Here is a 1,987-nt window from a genome sequence, read left to right on the forward strand (position 1 = left end):
TGCGGCTCACGCGCCTCGCACCTGACATCGTGCAGGCCATTCTGGATGGTCGCCAGCCGCGCCACCTCAATCTTCACACAGTGCGGGGGCGGCAGGCGGATGTGCCGGTGGACTGGGACGAGCAGCGACGGTTGTTAGGGTTCAGGGCAGAGACCGTGCGGAAGGGGGATTAATGCTCAGAACGTGGCTGGTTGTCTTGCAAGCTCAGCAGCAATTTTTCGGCATCATGCCAAGGTAGCCGACGTTTGCCCTCTTTCATTTTTTGGAGCGCCTTGAGTGCGTCAGCGACGCTCAGCAACTGATTTTCAACCATGGCGCAGAGCAGGCCGATGGTGCCCATCACGCTGACCTGTTCGCTACTGGCGACGATGCGCAGATTCGTGTCACCCGTCAGCAGGGTGCAGGCTTCCTGTTTGGCAAGTGCCAGCGCCAAATAGTCGTTGTGATTTGGCTTCTGCCCATTCTTGGCAGGAAGCATGTGGTTGTACTGGTGGGGAAGCCCTTCGGCGTATTTCACGAAGTCACCACTGACCTCCATGATCTGCAAGCCAAGTGCTTCCAGACCAGGACTGCCCGGTTCGATCTCTTCGAAGTACAGCAAGTCAGGGATCCCGAACTGCATGGGAAGCCGAAAAAGCGTCTCCATCAGCGCTCCTGCTTCCATGTCGATCAAGATGTTGGCGTCACTGATGAGCAACCGCATCCGATGTCTCCAGCTGGCGCTCTTTGTGGAAACGCATCATCGGGATGCCCAGTAGTTCGGCAGCCTTGCCTTCAGAGATGTACTGTTCGGCCAACGCACGGTATACCAGCTGATCGAAAAGTCGCGGATGCTCTTTCGGCAACGGATCGCCCGGCTCGGCTTTGCGCCAGCCCTTCGCAGAAAACCGCTTGACCATCGTCAGGTGTGCGGATTCTGTAATGACGCCGCACTGTTTGGCACGATGGAGCCATCCGCCCATGGAGAGACCAAACTCGTGCTTGAGCACATAGAGCTCTTGCCACTCCAGCGCGTGGCGCTGTTGCCCCAGCAACTGAGTCACCGCAACACGCGGTGCCAGGAACGCTCCAGCAAACCGGTCGCATGCTTTCTCTTCGTCGATGTCGTCGGCGAGGCGACCATCCAGCAGGAGATGGCCAAGTTCGTGGGCCAGCGTGAAACGCTGCCGATCACCCGGCCAACGGGAAGACACGGCCACCACCGGATAGAGCCGGCCGTCCTCCGTTCGAGCTTTCGCGGTCAACCCAGAAAACCCGGGATTCTCTTCATCGACCACGATGACCAGCAAGCCCAGGCCCTCAAAGGTGTCGGTGAGGTCGGCAATCGGGTTCATGCCCAACTGCCAAGTGTTGCGCACCAGATCGGCGAATGCCTCGATCTCATCGAGCGCATGGATGCGCTGCGGCAATCCTGGCGGTGGAGCGAATTCCAGCAAGGGCGACTTGGGGAATGCCCCCAGAAGCTCGACTCGTTTTTCGACGAGTTCGATGACCTTGATCTTTAGCGCATCTTGGGCAGTCTTCCCAAAGGTTGCGAGTTTGCGGAATTCAGGTTGCAGCAATTCAACGGTGTGCGTCCGAAAAAAATACTCGGTGCGGATACCACAAGCACGGGCGAGCTTGAGCAACTGCGACGAGGACGGGGTTAGCAGCCCCTTCTCGTACTTCTGTATGGCGGTATGCGAGACGCCCACTTTTTCGCCCAACGCGCCCAGCGTCAGCCCTGCCGCCAGCCGTGCTTGACGAATGCGATCAGCAATCATGACGCCCTCCAGGCAAGGTTTAAAAGAGTAGATATCTTAAAACATTTTTAAACCTAACGCCAGAGTGAGGTCGAAGGGGTGTTCCTGATCCGAGATCAGCCCAACGGCCCAAGAAATACCCCGTAATCACCCGCACAGGCATCAACTGCCTGATCTGCCCACCCATTCTGTCCACCTTGCCCACCGGTTTGCCCACCCCCTGAATTCCAAACTGCACTCACGTT

The 1,987-nt window shown here is 57.8% G+C and carries 2 protein-coding genes; both read right to left on the bottom strand.

The genetic code is table 11. From position 1 onward, the window contains the following. Nucleotides 1-169 precede the first annotated feature (169 nt). Nucleotides 170-703: a DUF3368 domain-containing protein gene (locus AAFM15_RS11665; RefSeq protein WP_341686881.1), complete on the bottom strand. Its 534-nt coding sequence runs from the start codon at nt 701-703 to the stop codon at nt 170-172. After that, complete coding sequence (locus tag AAFM15_RS11670) at nt 684-1,763, bottom strand: XRE family transcriptional regulator (RefSeq protein ID WP_341686882.1); 1,080 nt, start codon at nt 1,761-1,763, stop codon at nt 684-686. Before AAFM15_RS11670 ends, AAFM15_RS11665 begins: the two co-directional genes overlap by 20 nt. Between the last annotated feature and the right edge of the window lie 224 nt (nt 1,764-1,987).

This window comes from Limnohabitans sp., from assembly GCF_038134685.1.
GTDB lineage: Bacteria > Pseudomonadota > Gammaproteobacteria > Burkholderiales > Burkholderiaceae_C > Limnohabitans_A.

Excerpts from the sequence above, each read along its gene's own strand:
- AAFM15_RS11665 (WP_341686881.1), bottom strand. The coding sequence starts at position 703 with ATGCGGTTGCTCATCAGTGACGCCAACATCTTGATCGACATGGAAGCA.
- AAFM15_RS11670 (WP_341686882.1), bottom strand. The coding sequence starts at position 1,763 with ATGATTGCTGATCGCATTCGTCAAGCACGGCTGGCGGCAGGGCTGACG.